The organism is Legionella spiritensis (assembly GCF_900186965.1).
In the GTDB taxonomy this organism is placed as follows: domain Bacteria; phylum Pseudomonadota; class Gammaproteobacteria; order Legionellales; family Legionellaceae; genus Legionella_C; species Legionella_C spiritensis.
Map to the genome: position 1 here is coordinate 2,543,138 of NZ_LT906457.1, position 24,163 is coordinate 2,567,300.

The window sequence follows — 24,163 nt, forward strand, 5'->3', positions numbered from 1 at the left end:
TGATTTTTTACAAAAAAAGCAATTGTTTTTTAGCAAAAATTTTTAATAAAAAATAATCTCGTAAAAATAGTCAAAAAATACCTGATCCAATGGCAACGATTGTGTCTCATCCTGCAAATAACTGACCATTCATGGTACGAGAACCCCGGCGAATTGTTTATTTTTTAATTAATATGTTATAATTTCGTATAGATTAAAGACGTGATTAATTGTTGTTCAGGAGTCCTGTTATCGTGCTTTATGTCAATATATGGCTTTCCACCACCATGCGGTTTAATAAACGAATCACGCATAAGTTTTTAGGGCCGCTTCTGGCTCGCGACAGTAAGGATGAGAACGTCGGGCATGTTAATTTTTTCATGGAGATTGATGAGCAATCAAAGGAAAGTTTCGACTTTGCAGAAAAGCATGCCAAAGCGCTGAACATCAGAAAAACTCTGTCTATTGCCCCTGTTCCCGTTGACGTTATCCGTCCCGACTCGTCCCATTTACAGCCTGCCTTCTTTAAAAGCGATCAAATCTCCCATAGTTTCTGGCCTGATAAAAAGCCACGAAAAACCGAAGTATTGCAAGGCGTCGATCCGGAATTCAATACGCATGAAAATGATATGTTACGGGAAGATAAAAGTACACCAATGGTCATTGAACATCGTCATTTGCGAGTTAGCCGTGACAAAATAGAAATGGAAAAGAAAAAAAATCTGGATTTTTTAATGGAGATATCTGAACTGGAAGTCAGTCTGGAGAATAAACAAAAATGGGGTGAGGCTATAAAAAAAATTGAAACGGAATGTCACTTTCTTGCCGAACAGAAAAACAAAACTCAAAAACATTATGAAAATATCATAAAAAAAACCAAGGAAGAATTGGCTAATGTTGACGGCATAATCAATCAAATAAAAAGCAAAATTGTCGCCACAGAAAGGACTTTAAATTACTTGAGGAAAATCCAGTATCCAGACACAAAAACTCAAATTCAATTGACTGAATTAAATATCAGAAATACTAAATTAAAGAGAAAAATTGATCAATTAAATATTGATAAAAATGAAAAATTAAATTCATTAAGAGAGTATGAAAAAGATTATAAAGAGGATATCGAAAAAATCGATGACCAACTGGAAGAGAAACAGAAGGCTATCAAATATTATCAAGACGGTATCAAACAACTTGACGATAAAATTAAAGGCAGAACCATGGAAGACCTACAGGATTTGAAAGAAAAATCCCGTCTCCAGAGAGATTATACGAGCCGTGAAGCCAATTTTATCGAATCTCGTAATTTAACCGGGGGATGCCATCCGGATTCTTCCATCAAATTGCCAACCAAAAAAGACGGTGACAATTACTACCATCTCGATGAACAGGAAATCCTGAAGGCCATGATGGATGAGCGACAACAAAAATATTCCATAATTAGCAACAACTGCGTCAGTAGTGCCAAGCGCTGCCTGCTAAAAGGTATTAATGACGAGTTGCGTAAAAAACTGCAGGAAATCGGCCTGGATGATCGGTTTTTCAGGGTGCAAAAGGTTGAAACCTGTAATTCGTTCATGGAGTGGACAAAAACTCTGGAGAAAAAAATACAGGAACTTAATTATCCTTCCACAAGCCCCACAGTCCAGATGTAGGCTCCCTAAACGTCTCGCATCCACAAAACAGAGTTGCGGATTTGCCGGGCAGGCATTGATAACCCGGCCTGTAAAAATGAACGAATCACCGGCCTTTCGCTGCCATGGCAGGCATGACAACACAACCTGGGCACACCTAAAGATAATTATTCATTGGCCGATATTCACGAAACAAGGGAATATCCGCGGCGAGAATAATGTCATTTATCAAATCAGAATTGTTTAAAAGCCATGTAAACCGTTATTCCATGATGGGCCTGGGCATTTCAATAAGCAGTATCGTTCTGGCAACCCTCATTGTCGCGTATCAAATAAGCGGCAATATTTCCATTGACAGTATCTTGCTGGCACAGACAACAAACCCGGCCATCTGGGCACTTGATCTGTCCCCTTTTATTTTCGCCTACTGGGGCCAGTCGTTTTGTTATGGATTGGCTAACAAAGCCGAATCCATGCTCCAGGATAAAACCCGGGAACTGACCAGTAAAAAGGACAATCTGGAAATCAAGCTCAAATACGAATCCACGCATGATCGCCTTACCAATTTACCCAATTACCACCTGTTTATTGAACGGATAAAACAAGCCATCGGTCAACTGGACAGCGACAGTCAAGCCGCCGTATTCGTATTAAACATTAATGATTTTAAAGAGATTAATTACGGATTCGGAAGTTTTCACGCCAATACGTTTCTGGTTCAGTTTGCAGACAAGCTAAAGTCTATCCTCATCAAACCATCGATGCTCGATGCCTACATGGGTATGAACGTTATTGCCCGTTTACGTAACGATGAATTTGCCGTGTTGCTGCCAAGATTAAGCAAAAACCTGGATTTGGATCAATTGCTGGATAATATCAGCCAGGAAACCTCGGTTCATTTCATGATAGAAGGCATTAATATGAGCATTACGACAACCGTCGGCGCCGCGATTTATCCGACTCATGGATTAACGCCAGAAACGCTGATGACGCACGCAACCGACAGCATTTATTTTGCCAAAAAAGAAGGCAAGCCGTATGCCATCTATCACTCCGGGATCCAGGATAAGACAACCATTAATCGGGCTATGCTTGATGCGTTTGAGCAGTCTATTGATAATGACAAAGCCTTTTTGCAGTTTCAACCGCATGTTGAGTTGAGATCCGGAAAGATTATCGGCGTGGAAGCCTCTGTCAAACTGGAAAATACAGACATGGAAGTCCTTAACGAGGAAAAATTATTTCAACTTATGGATGACGCACGTTATGCTAGAAAACTGGTGTTTTTTACCTTAAAGAATCTCATTAAGCAGATTGCCGCCTGGCATGATAAAGGCAACAAAATTTACGGGGAAATGGATCTGTCCATTGCCGATCTTGGTGATCCCGAGCTTGTGCCACTCATTCAGGAATCCCTGGTAAATAGCAAGCTGCCCCCCCAATACCTGAAAATTTCATTGACTGAAAAAGCCTGTCTCAGTGATCAGGCCAAGACACTGACAGCCTTGAATAATATTGCCGCCCTTGGTGTTCAAATAGCTATTAAGGATTTTTCTACCGGCTACACTTCCTTTGTTTATTTAATCAATTTTCCTGTTCATGAAATTAAAATTGACGGGTCGTTTATCAGCAAAATGGTACGTGATGAAAAATACGTACACATCGTACAGGCCATCATTCAAATAGCCAGCGCCCTCAAACTGCAAGTCATGGCCCGCGGTATACCGGATCAGGCGACGACGGATCAACTAATAAAACTGGGCTGCATGTACGGACAAGGTACTTTTTTCGGAACACGTATTTTATCTCGGGAAATGACGGAAATACTGGAAAAAAAAAGCGAGTAATCAAGTGTAACGAATGGTGTACGCCATCCGATCAAAAATGACATGGAAACGGTACTATACTTTTAGGAATTATTAGCAAAAGGAAATTGTTATGGACTATGTGCAACGGGAAGATGAACAGGGAAATCCTTATTTTGAAGTAAAAACAAGTGATTTTTCTCTTATAACCAATCCCATACTCAATAAAGGGACGGGCTTTAGCCCCGGGGAACGTGCGGACTTTAATCTCTACGGACTGATTCCTCCGGAAGAAAGTTCACTTGTCGAACAGCGCGCACGATCGTATGAGGCCTTTAAAAGCAAACCGACCGAACTCGAGAAATACATCTACATGCGGGATCTTCAGGATTCCAACGAAACATTGTTTTATAGTCTGCTCTGCGAACATATCGCTGAAATCATGCCCATCGTCTATACGCCGGTAGTCGGTGCCGCTTGTCAGAAATTCAGTCATATTTACCGCCGCCCGCGCGGTGTATTTATTGCCTATCCCTATAAGGATAAAATAGATCAGATACTTGCGAATGCTCGCTTTGATCAGGTCAAGGCCATTGTTGTTTCCGACGGGGAACGCATCCTTGGCCTTGGCGATCAGGGAGCGGGAGGAATGGGTATTCCTATAGGAAAACTGGCGTTATATTGTGCCTGCGCCGGTATTCATCCCGCCTCCACTTTGCCCATTTTACTGGATACGGGGACCAATAATTCGGAGCTGCTTCAAGATCCGCTCTACATCGGCTGGCGCCATGAACGGATACGAGACAAAGACTATGATGATTTCGTAGCCGCTTTTGTGCAAGCCGTTAAAAAACGTTTTCCTCATATTTTATTGCAATGGGAGGATTTTGCCCTGCAAAACGCCACTCGACTGCTCGACACTTACCGCAATCAGCTATGTACGTTTAACGATGACGTACAAGGTACAGCAGCCATAGCGACCGGAACCTTATTATCGGCGGTACAGGTCACGGGCATTCATTTACGTGATCAAAAAATCGTTATCGTCGGTGCCGGATCCGCGGGATGCGGCATCGCGGAACTAGTCGTACATGCCATGGTTGAAGACGGTGTGTCGGAAGCACAGGCTCGCTCACAAATTTATATGATTGATCGTAATGGTTTGTTACTCGAGGGCATGAAAGATCTGTTACCGTTTCAACAGAAATTACTGAAACCCCGGGCCATTGTCGCCAACTGGCAATGTGAAAATCCTGATTTTATCAGCTTGAAAGACGTGATTCATAATTTGCATCCCAATGCCCTGGTTGGTGTATCCGGCCAGCCCGGCCTGTTCCATGAGGAACTAATCCGGGATATGGCCTCCCATGTTGACCGTCCCATCATCATGCCGCTCTCCAACCCCATTTCCCGCAGCGAAGCCACGCCTGAAGATTTAATGTTATGGACGGATAGCCGTGCGGTCATTGGGACCGGAAGCCCCTTTGGCAACATCATCAAAAATGGCAAGCAATTCCGGGTCGATCAAACCAATAATGTTTATATATTCCCTGGCATGGGTCTGGGCGCCATCGCGGCACAGGCCAGACATATCTCGGATAAAATGTTCATGGTCGCCGCCAAAGCGCTCGCCGACTGCGCACCGGCCAAACAAAACCCAAAAGATAATCTGCTGCCGCCATTGACCGAAGTCCGAAACGTCTCCTATCGTGTCGCACTCGCCGTAGCCAGGGAAGCGATAAAAAGTGATCTGGCTGATCCGATGTCCGATGATGAACTGGAACAGCGCATTCGCAAACATATCTGGAATCCGGTCTATGTGCCTTATCGTAAAAAGCAATAATCTTTCTGAATCCGTGTCTCAAGCGGGCTACGTCCCCATTTTAAGGACGTAGCCCGTGATAAGGTAAGGCCATAATGCAAGCAATAGTATTTTTAGGCAGAAAGTATTTTTATTTGACAAAACTGCGGCTTGTTCCTAAATTTAAAAGAACAAACTCGGGAGTATAATTATGAAGTTTCTGGCTTTTATAATTTTATTCCTGAGCAGTATAGTGGCTGATAGTAAACCGGTCACTATCGGTGTTATGGAGTACGCCCCACCTTTCTCCAGCATAACCAACGACGGCTTGAATTGTTATGGATTTACCGTAGACATATCGAATGCTATTTGCAATCAGCTTAAAATCGAATGTTCCTTTAAGCTTATTTTATTAAGCAACCAGTTGCAATTATTGAATGATGGAACCATTGACCTGGCCGCAAGCGTAAATCCGATTATTGCTGAAAGTGAGGGACAATATCTCTTTAGCCTGCCCTATTTTCCCAGCGACGGCCGATTTATTACGGTGAGTACAGGCAATATCAACTCTGTAAATGACTTAAAAAATAAAAAAATAGGTGTTTTAAAAAACACCCTGTACGACGTGTTAATTCAGCAAGGCAATTATACCTTTGACAACATAAAACAATACCAGAAATTTTCCGATCTAATCGATGGATTGGCAACCCATGAGGTTGATGCCATTTTCTTAAATAATAAAGTGGCGGAATATTTAATAAATAATGTAGCAATGAACTTCAAGCTGGTAGGGGACAAAATTCCAATTGGGCAAGGCTATGGTTTTCTAGCCCTCGAAAAAAATAAGCAATTAATCAAAGCCATCAATTCAGGGCTCTTAAGCATACAAGCGGACGGAACTTATATAAAAATATATAATAGATATTTTAGCAACTAGCGACAGGACTGGTGACGAGAGCTTGACGACAGACTGACAAACGATGCACTGCCTGATCCACAGGCACAGAGCGCAGGTTTCGCGAACAAAATTAGTCAGGATGATTATTGTATGATCAAGGAATTACAAAACGCCCTGAGTCATGTATTACTTGGAAAAGACGAGGTTATCCGTCTGGGTATCACATGCCTTCTGGCCAACGGACATTTGTTACTGGAAGATATTCCGGGAATGGGCAAAACCACCTTTAGCCATGCCCTGGCACATTTTGTCGGTATGAAATACCGGCGCATTCAATTTACCAGTGATATGCTTCCCGGTGATTTGCTAGGTGTATCCATCTTTGATCCGGAGCAACAGCAGTTTCATTTTCACTACGGCCCTATTTTCTCGCAATTGATTTTGGCCGATGAAGTGAACCGTGCCACACCAAGGACACAAAGCGCCTTGCTGGAAGCCATGGAAGAACGGCAGGTTACCACAGAAGAAGGAACCCATCTCCTGCCGAATCCCTTTTTTGTCATTGCCACTCAAAATCCCTCTCATCAAACCGGTACCTATTTGCTTCCCGAATCACAACTGGATCGATTTTTAATGTGCCTGACCATTGGTTATCCGCCGCCGGACGCCGAGAGAAAATTATTAACATTGCCCGGTAATGACAACCTGTTTGACAGGCCGCCGGTCAGCAATGTGGATCAATTAATAACCTGGCAAAGGGAAAGTCTGCTCGTTCATGTGTCCGATCCTGTCCTGGATTATATCCAGGAGATCCTGGCTGCAAGCCGGCAACAGGACTGGTTTTACCATGGGCTAAGTCCCCGGGCCGGCATGGCTCTGGTCAAAGCATCCAAAGCGTACGCCCGTACCGACGACAGGGATTTTGTCCGACCGGACGACGTCCAGGCGATTATGGCCGCCGTCGTTAATCATCGTCTGGTCATCAAACAGGCTAACGTTCCGTATTCGGCAACCGATTTACTTCTTAATCACGTTGAGGTTCCGCTTTGAGTACCGCAATCAAACAACGATTATGGCAATACTGGTATCATTGGGTAAAAAAGCGAGGCACCCGGGACAATCCCCAGCATCTTAAATCTCGAAACCTCTATATTCTTCCTTCCCTGTTCGGCTGGGTTTACGCTGTAGTTTTGCTAACCTTGTTTCTTTGCGCCGTCAATTATCAGATGAGCGCTATTTTTTTACTAACGTTTATTCCTGGTGTGGCCGGATTGATCAGCGCCTGGGAAGCGCATGCCAATTTACAAGGCCTTTCCATCAGTTTCCTGACCATTAATGATATTCAGCAGGGAGAAACGACACACGCCGTTTTTTATCTGAAAGCCAATGGCAAGACGCGGTTTAATCTGTGCTACCAAATCAAGGGTCAAGAAAAAACAGGTATCGATATGCTGCCGCCGGAAGGAAAACAATTGGTTATTTCCTTGCATGGCAAGAGACGAGGTCATTATAAATTTCCAGTCATGCGTTTTTACAGTGATTATCCATTCGGCCTGTTTAGGGTCTGGGGCTATGCGTTTTTTGACAGAGACTATTACGTTTATCCCGCAGCCGTTTCACCCGGATTCTGGCCCGCAGCGTGGACGAGCGAGGGAGACCGTCGCAAAAGCAAACCTGGCCATGAAGATCTTGATAATTTAAAGCCGGTGGATAATCCCTGGATCCAGTCAAACCGCATTGCCTGGAAAATCGCTGCGCGCGGTCAGGGCTGGTACCTCAAAACAATGAACGATCCCGAAGGCGACTGCTGGCTATTCCGCCTCGACGATTTGCCGGACAGAGACATCGAGCACGCGCTGGAACATCTCAGTTACTGGCTTCATGATGCGGAACGGAGAGGATTACTCTACGCTTTGGAAATAAAGGGTATACGCACTTCTTTCTCACAAGGTACGGAGCATTTAAAGCAATGCTTGCGTCAACTGGCTATGTACTGATGAACACAACGCAGCACACCACGACACGATTTGCCCTGATGGTAATGATATTTTGCTATTCCCCTCAAATCATGCAGGTCTCCTGGTGGATCTCCCTGCTTATCCTCGGGATTATCGTCTATCGATTGCTGGCAGACTACGTTGCCTGGCCGTTGCCCGGCCCGGCAGCCCGTTTGCTGTTAATCCTCCTGGGTATCACGACACTGCTCCTCAAACAACAGGGCAACCTGTGGTCCGGTACATTTTTCATAAATTTTCTCCTTGTTTTCATTGCCTTGAAAAGCCTGGAAGTCCACACGACCAGAGACTTAAGAGTCCTGATTCTATGCCATTTTTATCTGATCCTGACCGTTATTTTATTGAATCTGGAATTATGGATTTTTATTTATTTACTTCTCGCCGTTTTCGCCAATTTTTTGTTGATGCTGAAAGTCACTTCCCCGGCAATAACGTTCAAACAATCCGCCATGATAACGACCAAACACCTCTTTCTGGCCCTACCCGTTAGTATGATACTTTTTTATTTGTTCCCGCGCCTGACCAATCCGTTATGGCAAGTTCCCGCCATGACTGAAACCAGGGCCGGATTTCATGAAGAATTGACACTGAATAATATGAATGATCTTTTCAATGACGACAGCAAGATCATGCGTATTACCTTTCAAGCGGCATTCAAACCCGATCTGTACTGGCGAGGCCTGGTATTAAGTCGATACGATGGCTGGCGATGGACCGGCGTATCGCAAAACGACGTGTCTTTTACACCCTTGCAGAAAATAAGCCGGCATCACCGGGCTGATTATCAAATACTCCTGGAACCCCATCAAAAAAAATGGCTGTTTTATCAGGATAATCCGGTAGCATCCAGTCCGACATTGCTTTATTCACCGGAAACGGGACTGACTCAGGTTAAAAATCGCGTCGTCTCACAACGTTTTATTTACTCCATCGCGACGCAAAAACCAACCTATCGCCCTTTGTCACGATACGCCTATCATAGGTATACACAACTTCCAAAACAGGGAAATCCCAAATTACGAGCCTGGGCGCGGCAACAGTTTGCGGCCGCTCATGGGGATACGAACGCCCTGATTAACAGAATTCGTCTTCATATCCATCAGCAACCTTACTGGTATAGTCTAAATGCCGGAGATACTCCCAAAAGCATAAACCAGATGGATCAGTTCTGGTTTGAATCCCGTAAAGGATATTGTGAATATTACGCCAGCTCGGTCGCTTTTATCCTCCGTTCCGTCGGGATCCCGGCCCGAATCGTTGTCGGTTATTTCGGGGGCAACTGGAATCCCATAGTCCAATACCTCACTATCCAGCAAAATAACGCCCATGCCTGGCTGGAATATTGGCAGGAAGGAAAAGGATGGCAGCGTTTTGACCCAACCCTCTACATCTCAGTCGCTCGTATTGATAAAACCATCTGGCAGCAACAGGCCAATCGCTACAATCCATCCTGGTTTTTCAACTGGGGGGAAACACAAACCAAACTGTCCTGGACGACGCGTATGATGTTTTTGCTGGAATCCGCCCAGTTTTTCTGGGAACGCTGGCTTCTTTTTTATAATTACGATAATCAACAAAACTTTTTAAGGCATATTGGCTTTAAAGATTGGGATGGCATGAGACTATTGCAGATTTCGGTTATGATCCTGGTTTTTTTTCTTCTTGTCGGTAGTCTTTGCTATCAGTTAAGTCTGTATAACAGGAAAGGGCCATTATCACGCGAACACCAGCGCTTGTTACGGGAAATAAAACGGCTGGGCATCGCCACCACCCCCCCGGCCACTCTACATCGGCAAATCCACGAGTTAATCCGGCAACGACCGACACTGAGCAAAGAATTAACCATAAAATATAACAATTACGAGCAGACACGGTTAAAAAACGCATCCAGGCAGCCCGATCAACACAAACGTACTATAAAATCCATCAAATCCCTGCGGGAATCCTTACAGAAAATTAAAATTTAGACTATACCGGTTGCCTGCACAACTTACGCAATTTTTATTCACGAAACCTGATTATCCTCGGAATACAATGCCCTGTCGTGTGCCAATAACCTTCGATTGGCACGAAAATAAGTCAGAGGTGAGTGCTCCAGCAAATCGGACAGTTTTTCCATATAAATACAGGCATAACGATTCACCTGATAGGCAAAATAACTTTCTTCCGCCCCGGCCCGGAAAACCCTGTCCCATCTGGGATTATAGAACTGATGCTCTTCCTGTAACAACCGGGTAATATCCGTATCAATAGCAGTCAGTTTATCGTGCAAATCATGTATGGCTTCATCGTATTGGCCGGTGTGCTCGTCGATGCGTTTGGTGCAGAGATCCACATGCTGCTGTTCCAGATGTTTTTTAATATCCATGGCCTCGACAATTTTCAACTCCGTCTGGCGCGCCTTAATCTGGGAAGCGATTTCTTCCCCAAGCTCTTCCACGACTAACGCGGTACGCCAGTTGCAATCCTTTTTCAAGCGCAGGATATCGCCATAAATGTGATCACCGATATAAAGTATTTCATCACCGCTGATATTCAAGTCGTAGGTAAATTTTTTAGCGCAGCCTCCCTGATACACGCCAGGAGCGATAGGTCCATGGAAATTGGTCATGGTGCCGTCCGAGGGATTAATACGCAGAAATTTCAGGTTATCGTAAAAAAAACGGGGCTTGTTGGCTAAAGTAATGACAAACTCAAACAGACTATCCCATTGTTCCGATTTATCCAGAAAAGGATTGATCGCATAATCAAGCATGAGCCTGGAATAGGAATAATCCGAATTGGTCAAAATAAACAATTTTTTGCCATGTTGCACATACCATTTCAGGCCATCCACCACTTTTTTATCCCTAAGGACATATTCGTCGAGATTAGCGCTGATGATTTTTTTCAGACTGCCGTCGGCATGAACGACATCAACATATTTTAAAACATCAAGCGCTATCTCATGATAACCGGGCAGCAGGTCAGGATATTCGTCCTTGAAATCGATCAGTTGCCCATAAAGCACGGCAAACGCGATGGAAAACGAGGTGTCTATGACCATATAATTCGGATCACCCAAATCCACATAAATACTGCGATAAAACGTCTGCTGTTCGGCAAAACCTATCCGTCTGGTGCCATGATAGCTTTGTCTGATAGCCGCATAGCGGCTCAATTTCAATAAATTCCCATTTTTGCTGTCAATAACCAGACCGCGGATCGCGTCATTAAAATTAAATTGGAACTGCCTGATGGCTTCAGGATAATTATTATTTTCGATGAGCCGATCTATCACCAGGGAATAAACCAGTGTTTCAAATTTGGGCGTATCATAGCGGATTAAGGTATGATCCATATCCAGGCCAATGTACTTGATTTTTTTCATATTTAATATGCGGTTAACAAAAACATTCTGTTTCATTCATTTTCCTCAAACCCTCTGGTACCTCATCCTGTAAATAACACGATCGTTAATCGGCTGTTATTTACAGGATGAGGCACCAGACAGTAAAATTTCAACAGAGACTAGATTAAACCGACATGGTTAATTGGTCTATATGATAATCCGATAAATACATCATTAATGACCCGTATGTGCAAACGATTTGTTTATCTCCTGACAGTTCGCTGGTTTCCTGTCATTTGATTTCCGGTTAAAAAACAATATCAACTCCGCCACGGATTTCTGATTTTGCTCACCAATATCTGTCTGCGAGGGTTCCATCACGCATAACTCATCCAGTTTCCGGTTTGCGTTATACCATGTTTCAAGGCCGGTTTTGAACGAGATAAGAAGATCCGGTATTTGCGATACCGTGGGTTTTTTGTTGAACAATTCCTGTTGAGCGTCGCATAACATACGAATCAGAATGATCAAATTAAAACCCAGAGACAAACTATTTTCCACCTGTTGCCAATACGCGTCATTTTTCCCATTCAGATAAGGCAAAATGGATTCGTCACAGGAAAACAAAGGGGTTGCATCCTCTTTTAAAACGTATTTACGCTTCAGGACATCCCGATGATTCTCCCGGCCTTCACAGTCGGTAGAAACCCTGGAGCCGCCAACGGATTCACCGCCCTGAAACAACAAATTATCCAGATATCTGTTAAATTGCGCCACCAGCGACGGTAACAATACCGTATTAAAATCAAATAAGGCCAGTTCATCCACTTCGGCGATATGATTGCGCCAATGCACTATTTGTTGCGGAAAAGTCAACTCGTCATTGATTTCAATATGGACAACCCCCGCATTGTAATCCCTGTAGGGCGTTGATTTTGTTGTCGAGACATGCTCATCAGCCCGATCCTTGAATTCCGTCATTTTGGTTAACCGTATATTAAGAGTCGTTATCATATCCTTGATAAACCATTGATAACTGGGCACATGACCGAAATCGACAGACGCAAAAGAGCCCATCCCCATATAGCCAGCCAGCTCATATTTGGCTCGTTTATCGAGAAGATCAGCCGGGATCCGGTTTAATACACAGGTTAAAATATCGGCAAGCTCCTCATCGCTCACCCTCTTTTTTAATGATGCGGATTCGGCGGCTATAGCAGGCAATATTCCAGGTATACCCAGGTAATTCCATATATACCCTTTGGTATACCAGCGATAGTTGGCCATCCCCTGGTATTCCATAGGATAAAGCAAGTCCTTGTTATTATCCGGACAGGCATAATTGCGAAACGCCGCTCCCAGGTCAATGCGCGCTAATAACGTAACAAAACACTCCTGTAAGGACAGATATTTGAAACAAACCACATTACCGCTATGTACACTGTAGTCGCCAAGCAGTAAAGACAACATCAAAATAAGGGCTAATCCCAGATACGGCTGCATGTCGGCTATGGCGCGATAGTAATACGGCCCCCATACCATTTCCAGACGCGGATCGCGATCGGAACCGTCCCTGTAGGCCGTGCCAATCTCCCTGAATAATTCATTAAACAGAACTCTGGGTTGTATCAGCCCATAGGATTTATCGTCAAATTGAATCCAATCGGCACAGATTAACAACGAGTGGTATTTTTTGTCGATAAGCCCGCGCCGTTTAAGCTCATCCAGGAGTAATCCGGCAAACAACTCCGTAAATAACTCCGCTATTTTGTCAGGCTTTTTGATGAAATATTGCCTGGTGCTGCCATCCTGATAAAAACCATTAACGGAACCCCGATTCTTGCCGCCCGATTTTTCTTCAATTTTGGTTAACGTTCTTCCCTGATATTTCGGCACGCAACTCTTCACGACAAAAAGGAATACCTTATTCTTACCGTTTCAAAAAAAAAAATACAACGACCTGGTTAAAATATTGTGGCGCCCCTATGTGCTCGCCTGTCTTGCAAAATGAATAGAAAAACGACTTTGACGATGCGTTAACAATTGAAAAATACCTGATATTATTCAATAAGTAATCAGAAAATTATTGGACATTTTCTATGCTATTGACACACCTGCAAGCCAAAACATTATACGAACAGAGCAACTTGGTTAATTTTAACGCTCGTCTTCGCCAGGCTAAAACCAGGTGGAATGGGATGATATGGCAACCGCCCCGTAAATCCGTTGATGCCGGAATATCCTATGAGGAATTGCAGGATCGCCTGATTAAAATGAGAGAAGCCAGTCTTGATTTAAAATCAGTCAAAATAGAGATAAACGGCAAACCTGTCCGGGTGTACCCGCATCAGCCACATCAGAATATCAACAGCGGCATCGATGATGTCTTCGCACGCGGGCTGGATGCGGTTCGCGCAGCCCTTGAAATTCTCAAACATATGCCATTGGATTCGTCTCATAAGCTCCGCAGTTCTCTTGGGCGTAATCCACCGGTTACTCCCGGCATGCCCGAATTGCTGGCCTTACTGCAAAAATTTCAACAAAATATGGCTATACATCACAACGATCAGGAAAAAGGCTGCAAGCACGCGAAAAAGGAATTACGGCGTTTCCATGGCGCCTTATCGTCTCTGCTTTGCACCAAAGGCGTGGTTGACAGCCGCAAGCAAGCGAATCACGCCATTAATTTCGTAAGGGATTTTTTATGGAAGAAAGACGTTTGTGTCGCCAGTTGCGTGGTACAACCTTTGAATGAAAATACCACCATGTTGCGTTATGCGGCTCCGATGTCCTTCGGCCCGGTTGAATTTAAAATTACCCGATCCGGAATGAACAAACCCATTAATTATTGGACGGGCAAGGAATCATGGTATCGAAAACTAGCCAAAGACGTAGGGGATGATGAGACACATCCCTGGCTAGGGAATTTTTTTACAACTCATAAAAATGACTTAAAAAAACAATCGTCCACCCCCATGTCGCGACATACTCCCAATCCGGCGAACGCCTTTGAGTGCATTGACATTATTATTAAAGACGGTGAGCTCAAAAGTATGGGGCACAACATCCGCATGGCGGTGACCGAACCGCTGGCTGTCAGCAATACTGACAGCCGGCAAACACTGACGGACTGGAACCATTTACAACTGATATCCAGCAAACGGCTGAAAAACGAATTAAACGCCTTTCTGGAAAAATGGGGCGCTCTTTATCAAAATGACGACACCATCCCGTTTACCATTTTGCATCAGACACTTATTGGCGATGAAGTTTCGTTTTCCCCGGATCAAAACAAGGCGAAAAGTTCGTATCTGGAAGCCAGTGTCCTGGATTCCAAAACCATAGCCAATCAGGCTATACGAAAGCTCTTCAGTAACAACATCATTCTTAGACACAAAGAGAACGGCAACATTGTCTGGCTTAACCGAACCTACTTTCACACCCAATTGCAAGACGTGATTCCCGAGGGTTACCAGCGCGTTCAAATCGAATTACTGGAAACCAACAACTGCGTCAATATGTGGCATGCCAGAGCCCGCGTCCGCAACAATGATGTGAATGACTCCCGGCGCCTGATTGTACAAGCCCTGGCCCATTTTAAAAAAATTGCCCAATTGCAGCCTGGTGATGATCTGAACCATGTGATTGCCTTTCTGAATTCCCCGGATCATTCCTTTTTTACAGCCCATAAATTTGTTCCCCAAACCGTACGAGATGCCCTGATCCATCTCACAACCGCACTACGAGCCGATCCCGATTATCTTCCCGATATAATGGATACGGCCCCGGCACGGGAAAATCTGGCCTTGAGTCTGCACGCCGCAGTTGAATTAAAATGCACCGTCCATGAAACCTGGGCAGGCTCTATCCGACGTACCATCACTAATTTTACGCGCGACTATTTTCGTCAGTTGCCCGTTCTCGGGCATTTGGCGGACTGGACGGTCAGGGGCATTCTTGGTGTTACCGCGTTTGTTTTCGAGAACATTCTCATGCTGCCTTTTAACCTGCCCCAATGGATAGCACACCATCATGATAGACGAGTCGTCTTCAAAGCCGCTTGTGAAGGACTTCTGGCTGAAACACTTGGTACCTTGCAGGGAGGCTGCATGAGTGCCGCTGATCGCGCCGGGGAAATAGCGGAACAACGTGCCGCCCGAAAAAAACAGTTTGAGCTGGAAGGTAAAATCCTGGGTTATCATGATTCCAATGACGGCAAAAAAGCATTTTTCGCTACCTACGGCAGTACCGAGGCCAATCATGCCCTGGTAGAAATGGCAACAGGAACACCGGGAACCAATGACGTTGAAACAAGAGGTCTTAATGAGGCAGGGTTGATGTCCGCCACTGAAACCAGGGAAGAGCAGAAACTGGCGAAAAGCATGGCGTCTCTTAGAAAAGGCAAATACGACGATCATATAACCTGTAGGCAATATTTGAAGGCGTTGGCTGTTGGGCAGGAACACACAAGAACAAATCCCAAACAGCCCTCCATGAGAAAAACAACGAGAACCGTTCAACCGGTTACAGATGAAAAACAACCATTGATTCCGGATACCCACCCCATGTTCCCCACTCCAATGTATCAATGACTCCAGGTTCTGTGAACCAAAATTTTAACAGATGCAAATGCGGCCAATTAGCACCATTTTTTTGCGAAAAGACAGTAGCCCGTAAGGAGGCCTGCGGCCGTATTGCGGGTTTGATGTGCCGATTAGGAATCGTTATCCCGCATTTCGGCTGCGCCTTCATGACGGGCTACAAGGCGTTATTATTTGTTGCACAACAATAGTTGCCTTGGTTTCGGTCGGAAAAAAATTGGTTCACAGAACCTGGCTCTGTGCCCTTATCTTTTATCGGCTGCAAATTGCGGCTGATCTGTTTGTTATCGTTTTGATACGAAAGGATTATCTTTAATATAAAACCGTAATTTTTCCAACGCCCATTTCCCGGCATAATCGACGCCTATCCGGGGTCTTTTTTCTATCTGCAATGAAGGGCCGGGATGGCTGGCGACATAAAAATCATCGCTCAATAAATCGTGGGCGTTCAATCGTTTATCAATCCCCATGGCTTTCGTCAAAAGCCCCGGTCCCTGGGTACGTGCCGTAATATTTTGCACCGGCTCAAGGGCACGCAACAAGACCGCACTGCCGTGCCCTTCCCTTTCCGTCACAATATTCATGCAGTAATGAATACCATAAATAAGGTAAACATATGCGTATCCGGGCGGCCCGAACATCACCCGCGTGCGATCAGTGACGCCTTTTGAGGAGTGGGCCGCCCGATCATGCTCGCCCAGATAGGCTTCCACTTCAACGATTTTACCGATGCGCTCAATCCCGTTGTGATGATGAATCAGATAATGACCCAGCAAGTCCTCTGCAACCTCTATGGTATCCCTGTCGTAAAATGCCCGCGTTAATTTTTGCATATCATTCAAACGGTTACAGAGCTATTCCACTCCTACCGTAACCTTGCCAGCGGTGTAGGAATGAGCGCCTACACCAGCCAGTCGCCCCTGACTGACCACCAGATAATCCTCTCGAATCGGCCGGCCTGCAAACCAGCATTCCAGTATTTCCCGCGTGCCGGCCGCATAGCGTGCTTGTGCCGATAGGGACGTACCGGAAATATGCGGCGTCATACCATGGTGCGGCATGGTTCGCCAGGGATGGCTGGGCGGTGCGGGCTGGGGAAACCAGACATCACCGGCGTAACCGGCCAGTTGTCCGCTTTCCAGCGCGCGTACAATGGCGTCCTGATCGCAGATTTTCCCCCGCGCGGTATTAATGAGATAAGTCCCCCGCTTCATTTTTCGCAACAATCCGTCATCAAAAAGATGCTCTGTTTCGGGGTGTAAGGGCACGTTGACCGTAACCACATCGCAATGCGCCACCATGTCTTCCACCCGGGCATGATAAACAAGCCCCAGCTCGCGTTCCACAGCGGCGGGCAGGCGATGCCTGTCGGTATAATGTAATTTGACGTCAAAAGGTCGCAAGCGCTTCAATACCGCAAGTCCAATCCGTCCGGCTCCGACTGAGCCGACCGTCATCCCTTCCAGATCATAGGATCGAGCCACACAATCGGCAATATTCCAGCCACCGTCCACAACCGTTCGGTAAGACGGCAGGTAGTTGCGTACCAGAGACAGGATCATCATCACCACATGCTCGGCGACACTGATGCTGTTGGAATAAGTAACTTCCGTCACCGTAATGCCCCGGGCAATCGCCGCACTTAAATCAACATGATCCGAACCAATCCCCGCGGTAATAACCAGTTTTAATTGTCTGGCTTTGGCGATTCGCTCAGCGTTCAGATAAGCCGGCCAGAACGGCTGCGAGATAACGATATCTGCATCCGGCAGTTCCTTTTCAAAAACCGAATCCGGCCCGTCTTTATCCGCAGTGACAACCAGCGAATGTCCCTGCCCGGCAAGAAACTCGCGCAAACCAAGACCACCGGAAACACAGCCTAATAATTCGCCCGGTTTAAAATCCACGCCCCGTGGAGTCGGCAGCGACTGGCCGTTGGGATAATGATTGATAGCCGGAATATCGTTGCGCGCGTATTGCGGAGGATAACCTGTTGTCGGATCGTCATAAAGAACACAAAGTACCTTGGCCATATATCTCTTCCTGCTATTAAAAAAATCTAGGGGATTTTGGCAACCTGTTTCAGCCAGGTTGCCAACAACACATCCATTCTTTGTCGTGCGTCGCGCAAGGATTGGGAATCAGCCTGGCTGGAACCTCGCAAATCCTCACAGTGTGCCGCCCCATCGATGATGGCATAGCTCAGATTTCTATTGACGGCATTGCCATTTTCACTGGTCATGGACAGCATCGACCAGGGATCATCGGAGCCATTGGTCAGATAAATACGGCTGACCGATTCCTCCATAAGCGGAAAATAATAGGTTTGGTTCATCAAGTTGGTATCGGCGGGTTGTTGAATACCAAACAAACGGTTGCACAAATTTTGATGATACGCCGCATTGATCAGTGCGGAACGGGTGGATTGTGCCGGATCCGGATGGGCGTTTTGCCAGTAACCATATTCCGTACAGGACTGATACATCCACGATCTTGCGCCAATCCCGCTTTGATAGTCCGCGGGATTTTCGCTCATAGCGCCCTGGGCACTGAGTTCCAGGGCGCTCGTATGAAACAAACGGTAGATATATCGCGCAAAAGCCGCGTAATTTTCAAGAACGGTCTGGCGATTGTCCGATAAAGCCGTACAAAATCGATCTCGCAGGCCATATTGCACGGCACCCGCGCCAATATCAGCAACAACATACAGGAAATCGATATCATCGTGAACACCGCTCGCCTCAAATAATGCCTTAATCGCCGCCATACGCGGCGCATCGGATAAAGCCTGTTCCATATCGGCTATCGCTTCCCGCATGCTGTTCGCGCACTCGACTCCGGCTACCCTGGTCACATGGGCGTCGTACTCGATAAAATCCGCTTTCGCCATCACCGGCGCGGAAGAGGCGAGGGAACCCACGACCAGTTCCGGGTATCCGGCACGATAATAAGCGGACAACGAACCGGGGTAGGAACCGCCGAAAGCCACCCACTTGCCCTTCCAATGATGCTTCGCGGTTATCGTTTGCTGAAAGTACGCCAAATCCTGGAGCGCCTGAGTCGTCGACAAATAGCGCAAATGCCAGGTTGACAGGTCATCATAAGGCAGGCTTTTCCCGTAATAGCGATGTTCCAGAGCAACCAGCCTGGCATGATACTTACGGGCGAAATCCCTGATAGCCCCGTTTAACGAGCGTTTCTCGCAAGCCGCCTCACCGCAAATATAAAAAAATACCGGTGCATCCGCTGTCCGGGCATACGACTCATCCAGATAATAACGCTGGGAAAACGTGCCGACGGCTGGATTTTGATGATCAATTAATTGCTCAAAACGACCGTCAACCACAGATTGTACCGCAGCAAATGGCAGAGCCTCCTCTTTTTGCCGCTGGAAGAAAAACTCCATGGTTCCCGCATAAGCCATCGGCATTAAAACACCGGGAAAGGCCATAAAAATGGCTATCCCGAGCGTTGCAATCCCGGGCATTCTGCTCTCGCGGTCGGTGATCATCCGGGTAACCTCATCCATGAAAAGGAATCATTCTAGATCATCTTGCGAGAGCCTGTCATCCGTTTTAACGGCTATAAACGGGAACAATGACTGTTTGCGATTGCGGCAAGACGCTGTAATTCGCCGATCCGACCGTACCGGCGCGACGACCATGCGCATCTTCAGCCCACACCTGAACGGACTTGCCTTTGATAGCGGATGTGATTTTATAGACTTCCCGCGCTTTGATGTTCGCGTCAAACTCGACCAGGGCATTGTATTGTTGCGAAGCAAATCCACGCGCAAAGGTCACATTGGCAACCATATTATGTTTGCCGGGTTGTATTCTCAATTTGGGCGTATTGGTAAAAAAGTTGTTCACAGCCTTGTCATCAATAGTGATGATGCTGTTCACACGCCAGGTAAACAGCGATTCCCTGACCTCCCCGCCCTGGATCGTCGCATGGGGGACATTGGTCTGGGGCTGGACATAAGAGGAGGTGGTCGCACAGCCTGACATAATACACACCACAACAAGCGCCATAAAGGACTTGATACATCGAATCATTGGAAATTCCTGGCTATTTTTTTGCGCACGATATCATCCAAATGGTTTAAGCACAACCAGATTTTCCAGCCTGTCCCTGTCATAATTGAGCGTTGACTCTCCAGATTGAATGAAAGATAGTGTTATTTTGTTCACAGAACCTGGAATAAGGATTTCACATGAAATACGCCGCCCCCTATTGCACCTTTGATCAAAGAGAAGGATTTCGCAAAAAATATGCCGTCACCTATTGCACCTTTGATCCCAAAGCCGGGGCTAACCCTTTTTGGCATACCTGTATTTTATTATCCCGGTGGGATGGGCAGGGTCCGGTAGAAATCGTTGATAACTGGGGATTTTATGGCGTTCCCTCCACAAGCGGAGACGGATGGTTAAGCCGCATAAAAACAGGAATAGGTCTGGACATTGATTTGCAGGGCAATCACGGCATACTACGCCATGAAGAAGCACGTTTTATGGATAAAGGTCAAGGTCTGCATGGCATTACCTTTGAGTTAACCGAGGAGCAGTTTGACCTGCTGCAGCAAAAATGTCTGAAAATGGCCAAGGAGCAAGAGGACGCCATCGGGGAAGTAGTACAGGGGATCCCCGGTAAACCTGCCGATAAAACACGCATCTACCCGCACGAGGAATTGTCACACCACATTTACAATATAGAACGGGCTAAAAAATCCAACCGATTGTCCCCTTTTGATATACAAATCGATTTGACGCTGTTTGGCCCGTCACTAAAACGCTCGCACACCTGTAAATCGCAAATCCTCTCCCTGCTTCAGGGGATAATCCCCGACGATCAAATCGACAGATTGACCGAAAACGGTAAACACCCCACTGTGCCCAGGTACAGTGGCCCAATGGAAGACATTTATTTATACAGTGAAGGGCCGATGCGCAAACACATCAAATCTTCCGGTGAGGAAGTCCTTTACCGTGATTTGACTGATAAAGGCGTTGCAATGTATTGGGCCTTGCCCCCGCAATTAGTTGTCCCCTTGTCCGGGGACACCACTGAACAGCTTAAAATCAGCGAGGAATATTGTCCGGATGTCAAAAAAGCGGTCGCAAAACTGCTGAAACTGGAGTGGTTGTTTTATAACGCTGATATTCCCAACAAGTACGAACCCTATCGACGTGATCTGATACAACGCATACATGACTGTTACGATTCTTTTGCCCGAATTGAACCCAAACAACCCTCACCGACCATCGGCGGTTTTCAGGGTTATTGTTACTCGTTGCTAAACCAGCCCCGAAACAGGGATGAAAAAATACTTTTAGAAAAACTGGCTCGGGCCAGGTGGCTTTTTAACGCGCTGTACATGGCTGCTGTCGATGGTTGGACCATTAGGGATCACATTCCTTCTGAAACACAGATCCGGGAAAAATCTCCGGTCGTAAATCCTTACACGGAAGAGGAAGAAATACCGGACTACAATCCGCTGGAAGCTCTGGCCTCTTGTCTAACCGATGAGGACAGAAAAAAGCTCTGTGCCATTCTCGGCCGTACCTACATTGAACCGGAGGAGGTATGCCAGCAATCATTGGAACAGTCCTGTGAAGGGGGGGAGCATACGCCGGCTTTGGCTTGTTAGAGTGAACTACCCTGTTTACCCGCCTGCCTCATCGGCAGGCCCAGGTTCTGATATGGAGAATCGATGTCATGTCTTTATTGGAAGATTATACTGATTTTGAATTGTATAATATTCTGCAATGCCATAAATCAGGCGAACTCAAACAGTGTGTTGGTCATGACGAAGCAGCACGATTAATCGCAGGTATTCAGCATATTTACCGGAAAAAGCGGAAAAAACAGAAATGGCTTCAAGCCCTGTCCATTCCCTTAAGCCAGGATTTCTCCACCCATCCCCTGATTCTGCTCTGGACTATCGTTGGCGTTATCAGTTTAGGAACCATGCCTCTCCTTATTGGTACGGCGATTATGGTGTGCATGTCCATTTTCATCGGAAGTGTCTTTTTTTATTCCAATTATCAGGAAATCCAGAAGAAGGAAAAAAAACTGAATCAACGCTTTCAACTTGATCTGTTAAAAAATCAGGCGGTTGATCTGCTGCTGGAAAGGAATGGTTTGCACGTTGCAACCATTAGCCGCCCGCCTTATAAACATAAAGACAAACTCGCCCATATCCGGGACGCCATCAGTACGTCCCTATTGATTAGCACCACGTTATTCGGCACCTATTTTCTAGGCTTCACCGTCATTTTAACGGCTTTTCAAACCGCCGGCCTCATAGCGGCCACAAGCGCCGCAGGCCCGATAGGTTTGCTTGCCGGTTTAGGGGTGATACTGGCTGTCAGCCTATATTTCGGCTACAAACAATACCAAATTATGAAACAAAACGATCAATTAAAATTTGAACAGAAAAATTTAAAAAAAACCGTCGAGGAAAAAGTGATGTTATGCCGGGATCTGAAAAAACATCGTATACAAATCTTGTCGCATGAGGAAATACAAAGCACAAAACGATTACCTGTCACCTCAACCCGTCGTTCCGGCAAACACCATCTGCTTGAAATAACTTCAAACAACCACCCGAATCCGCATCAATTTTTTAACAATCCGTCCACCGGCATCAGAACAACCAGGCAATCCCTTCCTTTCATTCTCCGTTACTAGTACCACTTCCATTTAGTTTTGGCAGGCGCCTGTCATTCCCGCGCAGGCGGGAATCTATGCCTGATATAACACAGAGCCAATTTAGCCATAGATTCCCGCCTGCGCGGGAATGACAAGAAATGACACGCTTTGTGCAATGCTACCTGTCAAAACTAAATAGAAACAGTACTAGTACAGCGTTTCACTGATTTTGTCCTGCAATAGGGACGTGTGCTAACCTCCCGCGTTCTTGAGGCGCATTGGGAAGAAGCACACATGGACAAGTATATAGTAAAACTCACATTAGAAGAACGCACAGAATTACTAACGTTGATTCGAGTGGGAAAAACAGCAGCAAATAAATTAATGCATGCGAGAGTTTTATTATCAGCAGATGAAAACGATAAAAAAGTAAAGCCTAAAACAGATGAAGAAATAGCCACTGAAATGCATATATGTACTAAAACGGTGGCACGAATAAGACAACGATTTGTTGAGGAAGGAATGGAGTCAGCATTATCACGTAGAGCACATACTAATCCCAAGGGTCGTAAAATTGATGGGGAACGAGAAGCTCATCTAGTTGCTCTATGTTGTTCAACACCTCCAGAAGGAAGGAATCGGTGGACATTAAAGCTGTTAGCCAACAAGCTGATAGAACTGGAAATCGTTGATAGTGTGTCCCCTGTAACAGTGAGTAGGGTTTTAAAAAAAACGAAATAAAGCCATGGCAAAAACGAGAATGGTGTATTCCACCCGAAGCAAATGCTGATTTTGTTTGTAAAATGGAGGATGTATTGGATATTTACAAACGTCCTTATGATGCAAGACGGCCAGTTGTTTGTATGGATGAAACGAATAAGCAGTTGGTCAAAGAAACAAGGACACCTATTCCAGCAAGCCCTGGAGAAAGTGTGCGCTATGATGCTGAATATGAAAGAAATGGTGTTTGTAATGTTTTTTTAAGTTGTGAGCCTTTGATAGGTAAACGTACAACAAAAGTGACTGACCATCGAAAAAAGGCGGATTGGGCTCTTTTTATTAAAGAGTTGGTTGATAACCATTATCCGTCTGTCGATAAGATTGTATTGGTCATGGATAACTTAAATACACATACAGGTTCCTCATTATATGAGGTATTCGAGCCAGCGGAAGCCAAGAGAATATTGGATAAATTGGAAATTCATTACACGCCAAAACATGGTAGTTGGTTGAATATGGCTGAAATTGAATTAAGTCATCTGGGCAGACAATGTCTGAATAGGCGGATTGCAGATAAAGAGACGTTTATTCACGAAGTAGCTGAATGGAATAAGAACAGGGATGCAGAGGAGGCGACCATCGATTGGCAGTTTACAACCGAGGACGCCAGAATTAAATTAAAACGTTTGTACCCTGTCCTAAGCATCACAGGACAGAATCAGTGAAAC

17 protein-coding genes are annotated in these 24,163 nt (G+C 45.5%); 11 read left to right on the top strand and 6 right to left on the bottom strand.

The window, feature by feature from the left end:
- The first annotated feature begins 233 nt into the window (after positions 1-233).
- From CKW05_RS11490 to CKW05_RS11520, 7 genes are all read left to right on the top strand, one after another.
- Entirely contained in the window at positions 234-1,631 is a 1,398-nt protein-coding gene (locus CKW05_RS11490) for a hypothetical protein (protein ID WP_058482555.1), read from the top strand.
- A 197-nt stretch (positions 1,632-1,828) separates the two neighbouring features.
- A complete protein-coding gene (locus CKW05_RS11495) occupies positions 1,829-3,457 on the top strand; it encodes a bifunctional diguanylate cyclase/phosphodiesterase (RefSeq protein WP_058482554.1) in 1,629 nt (542 codons plus the stop codon).
- Between the two features lie 91 nt (positions 3,458-3,548).
- Positions 3,549-5,258 carry an NAD-dependent malic enzyme gene (locus CKW05_RS11500; protein ID WP_058482553.1) on the top strand — a complete coding sequence of 570 codons (1,710 nt, stop codon included), beginning with the start codon at positions 3,549-3,551 and terminating at the stop codon, positions 5,256-5,258.
- Between the two features lie 169 nt (positions 5,259-5,427).
- On the top strand, positions 5,428-6,153 hold the full coding sequence (locus CKW05_RS11505) for a transporter substrate-binding domain-containing protein (protein ID WP_058482552.1): 726 nt from the start codon (positions 5,428-5,430) through the stop codon (positions 6,151-6,153).
- 111 nt (positions 6,154-6,264) lie between these two features.
- Positions 6,265-7,164 (top strand): AAA family ATPase, encoded by a 900-nt coding sequence (locus CKW05_RS11510; RefSeq protein ID WP_058482551.1) that lies wholly within the window; start codon positions 6,265-6,267, stop codon positions 7,162-7,164.
- A complete protein-coding gene (locus CKW05_RS11515; RefSeq protein ID WP_058482550.1) occupies positions 7,161-8,111 on the top strand; it encodes a DUF58 domain-containing protein in 951 nt (316 codons plus the stop codon). Before CKW05_RS11510 ends, CKW05_RS11515 begins: the two co-directional genes overlap by 4 nt.
- The gene (locus CKW05_RS11520) at positions 8,111-10,096 is read left to right on the top strand and encodes a transglutaminase family protein (RefSeq protein WP_058482549.1); all 1,986 of its coding nucleotides are present in this window, start codon (positions 8,111-8,113) and stop codon (positions 10,094-10,096) included. The genes CKW05_RS11515 and CKW05_RS11520 overlap by 1 nt, the downstream gene beginning before the upstream one ends.
- A gap of 38 nt (positions 10,097-10,134) precedes the next feature.
- Here CKW05_RS11520 and CKW05_RS11525 read toward each other — a convergent pair whose 3' ends face one another.
- Positions 10,135-11,499 (bottom strand): HAD-IG family 5'-nucleotidase, encoded by a 1,365-nt coding sequence (locus tag CKW05_RS11525; protein ID WP_408607009.1) that lies wholly within the window; start codon positions 11,497-11,499, stop codon positions 10,135-10,137.
- Positions 11,500-11,694: 195 nt separating this feature from the next.
- Positions 11,695-13,356: a hypothetical protein gene (locus CKW05_RS11530; RefSeq protein WP_058482547.1), complete on the bottom strand. Its 1,662-nt coding sequence runs from the start codon at positions 13,354-13,356 to the stop codon at positions 11,695-11,697.
- A gap of 302 nt (positions 13,357-13,658) precedes the next feature.
- On the opposite strand from CKW05_RS11530, the gene CKW05_RS11535 reads away from it, so the two are divergent.
- Complete coding sequence (locus CKW05_RS11535; RefSeq protein WP_058482546.1) at positions 13,659-16,052, top strand: hypothetical protein; 2,394 nt, start codon at positions 13,659-13,661, stop codon at positions 16,050-16,052.
- A 293-nt stretch (positions 16,053-16,345) separates the two neighbouring features.
- On the opposite strand, the gene CKW05_RS11545 is transcribed toward CKW05_RS11535, so the two are convergent.
- From CKW05_RS11545 to CKW05_RS11560, 4 genes are read right to left on the bottom strand one after another with little or no spacing between them, the layout of a single operon-like run.
- Entirely contained in the window at positions 16,346-16,894 is a 549-nt protein-coding gene (locus CKW05_RS11545) for a DNA-3-methyladenine glycosylase (RefSeq protein WP_058482544.1), read from the bottom strand.
- 21 nt (positions 16,895-16,915) lie between these two features.
- The gene (locus CKW05_RS11550) at positions 16,916-18,094 is read right to left on the bottom strand and encodes an NAD-dependent formate dehydrogenase (RefSeq protein ID WP_058482543.1); all 1,179 of its coding nucleotides are present in this window, start codon (positions 18,092-18,094) and stop codon (positions 16,916-16,918) included.
- A 26-nt stretch (positions 18,095-18,120) separates the two neighbouring features.
- Positions 18,121-19,590: a S28 family serine protease gene (locus tag CKW05_RS11555; RefSeq protein WP_231950467.1), complete on the bottom strand. Its 1,470-nt coding sequence runs from the start codon at positions 19,588-19,590 to the stop codon at positions 18,121-18,123.
- Between the two features lie 46 nt (positions 19,591-19,636).
- Positions 19,637-20,119, bottom strand: coding sequence for a hypothetical protein (locus CKW05_RS11560; RefSeq protein WP_058482542.1), 483 nt, complete (start codon positions 20,117-20,119; stop codon positions 19,637-19,639).
- Positions 20,120-20,277: 158 nt separating this feature from the next.
- On the opposite strand from CKW05_RS11560, the gene CKW05_RS11565 reads away from it, so the two are divergent.
- From CKW05_RS11565 to CKW05_RS11575, 3 genes are all read left to right on the top strand, one after another.
- Entirely contained in the window at positions 20,278-21,711 is a 1,434-nt protein-coding gene (locus CKW05_RS11565) for a hypothetical protein (RefSeq protein WP_058482541.1), read from the top strand.
- A gap of 68 nt (positions 21,712-21,779) precedes the next feature.
- Entirely contained in the window at positions 21,780-22,754 is a 975-nt protein-coding gene (locus CKW05_RS11570; protein ID WP_058482540.1) for a hypothetical protein, read from the top strand.
- A 255-nt stretch (positions 22,755-23,009) separates the two neighbouring features.
- Positions 23,010-24,160 (top strand): IS630 family transposase gene (locus tag CKW05_RS11575; protein WP_408606976.1). Its coding sequence is split into 2 segments (ribosomal slippage): positions 23,010-23,448 and positions 23,448-24,160, totalling 1,152 coding nucleotides; the frame shifts between segments, so codons are not numbered across the junction.
- Positions 24,161-24,163: the final 3 nt, after the last annotated feature.

Coding starts and splice junctions, on each gene's coding strand:
- CKW05_RS11495 (WP_058482554.1), top strand. CDS start 1,829: ATGTCATTTATCAAATCAGAATTGTTTAAAAGCCATGTAAACCGTTAT.
- CKW05_RS11500 (WP_058482553.1), top strand. CDS start 3,549: ATGGACTATGTGCAACGGGAAGATGAACAGGGAAATCCTTATTTTGAA.
- CKW05_RS11505 (WP_058482552.1), top strand. CDS start 5,428: ATGAAGTTTCTGGCTTTTATAATTTTATTCCTGAGCAGTATAGTGGCT.
- CKW05_RS11510 (WP_058482551.1), top strand. CDS start 6,265: ATGATCAAGGAATTACAAAACGCCCTGAGTCATGTATTACTTGGAAAA.
- CKW05_RS11520 (WP_058482549.1), top strand. CDS start 8,111: ATGAACACAACGCAGCACACCACGACACGATTTGCCCTGATGGTAATG.
- CKW05_RS11525 (WP_408607009.1), bottom strand. CDS start 11,499: ATGAAAAAAATCAAGTACATTGGCCTGGATATGGATCATACCTTAATC.
- CKW05_RS11535 (WP_058482546.1), top strand. CDS start 13,659: ATGATATGGCAACCGCCCCGTAAATCCGTTGATGCCGGAATATCCTAT.
- CKW05_RS11545 (WP_058482544.1), bottom strand. CDS start 16,894: ATGCAAAAATTAACGCGGGCATTTTACGACAGGGATACCATAGAGGTT.
- CKW05_RS11550 (WP_058482543.1), bottom strand. CDS start 18,094: ATGGCCAAGGTACTTTGTGTTCTTTATGACGATCCGACAACAGGTTAT.
- CKW05_RS11555 (WP_231950467.1), bottom strand. CDS start 19,590: ATGGATGAGGTTACCCGGATGATCACCGACCGCGAGAGCAGAATGCCC.
- CKW05_RS11560 (WP_058482542.1), bottom strand. CDS start 20,119: ATGATTCGATGTATCAAGTCCTTTATGGCGCTTGTTGTGGTGTGTATT.
- CKW05_RS11565 (WP_058482541.1), top strand. CDS start 20,278: ATGAAATACGCCGCCCCCTATTGCACCTTTGATCAAAGAGAAGGATTT.
- CKW05_RS11570 (WP_058482540.1), top strand. CDS start 21,780: ATGTCTTTATTGGAAGATTATACTGATTTTGAATTGTATAATATTCTG.